This window comes from Methylosinus sp. DMC45, from assembly GCF_056313885.1.
Genome location: NZ_JBQUZK010000024.1, coordinates 1 through 1,402, shown reverse-complemented (window position 1 = coordinate 1,402; position 1,402 = coordinate 1). Strand labels below are relative to the sequence as shown.

Sequence of the window (1,402 nt, the reverse complement as noted above, 5' to 3'; positions counted from 1 at the left end):
TGACAGTCTGGGCCATGAGCCCAGACTCGCACGCCGAGCCGCAATTGTGAATCCTATGTCGGTGTCAGCGCACTAGAGGGCCTCGCTCGAGTTTTTTGAGCGCCGTCGGGAAATCTTCCCGAATTCAGCGCTCGCCACGTTTGGCATTCTGCCTGATCCCAGGCCGAGCTTTTTCGCGCATTGGGGTGATTTTGGAAAATTGATCTGAACTTACGCGTCGCCCTGAGAGAAAATCTTCCCAAAGCTAAACAGAAGCGATGCCGGAAAGCCCAATGCCAACACTAAAATGCGGAGAGGAGTCTCGCGCGTCGTCCGAGCATAGCGATTCAATAAAGCGCGGCGGATTCCCACCTCCGGAGAGAAAAAAAATCCTATCGGCGTTGGGCGGCTGGGAGGGGATCATGGCGCTGTCGATGGATCTTCGCGAGAGGGCGATGAACACGATCCTGGGTGTGCAGACGTAATCGGGCTCGGCGGGAGCCTTTCGGCGGTCGAGCAGACTGTCGGGTATAGTGGCGGCGGTTCAACGACGATCCGACGTAAAGGACGAATTCCCTAGACTTTCTGCGCCGGTCTCGGAAGACCGCGATCTGCGTGGTGGCGAGCAAAGACTGCGAGACCCTCTTGGAGTGCTGCTGACGCATCGGCGTACGCTGGAACGCAAGCTTCTCGACATAGAGAACCATGTTCGCCAGTCGTTGACAGTGTTCGGTCTGATGCTGGGTCCGCGCGTTCAGCGCAGTTCATTCGAGGCGCGTGTGCGTGCGCTGGTGGCACATGATCGACTGATCTCCGGCGTGACGGAGTGCATCCTGCGCGCCTAATCCACGCTGTGGAGTGAATACAAGCGGCTGCACCGCTGCTCGTCCAGTTCGTCGGCCGCCACGAGTTCTGCCGCCGCTTCACGGCGATTCCGGGCGTCGGTTCGGTGACGGCGCTGTCGTTCAAAGCGGCGGTCGACGACCCGACCCGCTTCGCTAAATCCAAGACCGTCGGCGCGCATTTCGGACTGACGTCGCGCCGCATTCAGAGCGGCGATACGATCAATATCGACGGCCATATCTCCAAATGCGGCGACGGCGAAGTGCGCACGGCGCTCTACGAAGCGGCCAGCGCTATGCTCGTGCGCTCCAAGAAATGGTGCGCCGTGGAGGCGTGGGGCGTCAAGATCGCGGCGAAGCGCGGCCACAAGCTCGCCGTCGTGGCGGTCGCGCGCAAGCTCGCCGTCATCATGCATCGGATGTGGATCGACGGCAGCACGTTCCGTTTACGGCGCAGGAGGAATCCTCGGGCTCGCCGATAAAGAGGGACGAAGAGAACGCCGGCGATCGCATCGTGAGCGCGCCGCCGTAGTTGATCGAAGCGCGCAGGAACGACGACATGACGACGAATTGACGGCGCA

Annotated in this window: 1 protein-coding gene and 1 pseudogene; both read left to right on the top strand. The window is 60.7% G+C overall.

Annotated elements, in window-relative coordinates:
- Positions 1–629: 629 nt before the first annotated feature.
- Positions 630–824 carry a hypothetical protein gene (locus ACT53T_RS06510; protein WP_476160588.1) on the top strand — a complete coding sequence of 65 codons (195 nt, stop codon included), beginning with the start codon at positions 630–632 and terminating at the stop codon, positions 822–824.
- A gap of 83 nt (positions 825–907) precedes the next feature.
- Positions 908–1,303, top strand: a pseudogene (locus tag ACT53T_RS06505) (transposase); the annotation flags it as partial.
- Positions 1,304–1,402: the final 99 nt, after the last annotated feature.